The sequence below is a fragment of the Pseudomonas sp. FBF18 genome, assembly GCF_024261405.1.
GTDB lineage: Bacteria > Pseudomonadota > Gammaproteobacteria > Pseudomonadales > Pseudomonadaceae > Aquipseudomonas > Aquipseudomonas palmensis.
This window is the reverse complement of sequence record NZ_QKRS01000031.1, coordinates 5,550-6,471: the sequence shown is the minus strand read 5'-3', so window position 1 is coordinate 6,471 and position 922 is coordinate 5,550. Positions and strand designations below refer to the sequence as shown.

The 922-nt window shown below is 52.6% G+C and carries 1 protein-coding gene; it reads right to left on the bottom strand.

Translation table 11 applies throughout. The features are described 5' to 3' along the window. Positions 1–395: 395 nt before the first annotated feature. A partial coding sequence (locus DN387_RS25825) for a hypothetical protein (protein ID WP_254506411.1) occupies positions 396–922 on the bottom strand: 527 nt, incomplete at its 5' end.

Below are 922 nucleotides of genomic sequence, written 5' to 3'. Positions count from 1 at the left end.
GACGTCATTTTGCTTGTCACAACTGTCAACTTTACCAGTTGCATCGAGCGGATCCAGCCTTGCTGCCTGAGCAATAATGCACAAGCATCCGGCTCCCGCTTCATGGGGGGTGCGCATACAGGTGTAGAGCGTGTAGAAGCCCCGCGCCCAACCCGCTGACCTTGCGAGCTCGCAGGCAATCCAGCGAACGGTCCTCAAGCACTGCTACTGCGCCACCCGAACATCAGATGGCAGCTCCACTCAACAAGGGAGGGTGTTGCAACGGCAATCACCCTCCTCTGTTCAACGCATGCACTACTTAAAAATGCTGACGACGCGAGAGCTGAATTAGGGTCACTTGAGTCTGTACAGCACCCAAGCTCCCCGTTGCGCTGCCAGGGGAAAAGGTCAGTCATCTATTTTACTTCGCTCACCGCCCACACGCTTCCTTCGATTACCGCCACACTAGTTGAACTTCCTGGAGGTAGCAGCCATGCGTCCCGTTCAGAGGGGTCGCCAAAGGGGATACCTTCGTAGATGGCCCAGAGCCTTAGTGGCCCCCCTGAAAACCGATTCGCTCCTGTATTCATTCCCCCACCCATTTGCTTGTATCTATCGATTATTAACTTGCGCTGATTTTGAACGTCTTCATCACTTTCGTCCCCCGGAATGTCCTCCAGCTCGGCTATTACCCAGTCGGGATAAGGGGGCTCAGGGTATACGCGGAGCAACCCGACAAAAAAATCTGAATTATTTGTAAATTTGAATCGAAGAACTTGTGGATCTTCAAGCTGCGCTTGGTAGGACTCGGCGGTCGTCGCTATAAACTTTCCGCCGGGGTAGAGATTGAAGTCATAAGTAGTTTGGGGCGATGTTAATGCGGATTTTGTACCCGAGGCGGGGTCGCCGAACTTTTGGTAGTGGAAATAATTGATCTTACCTT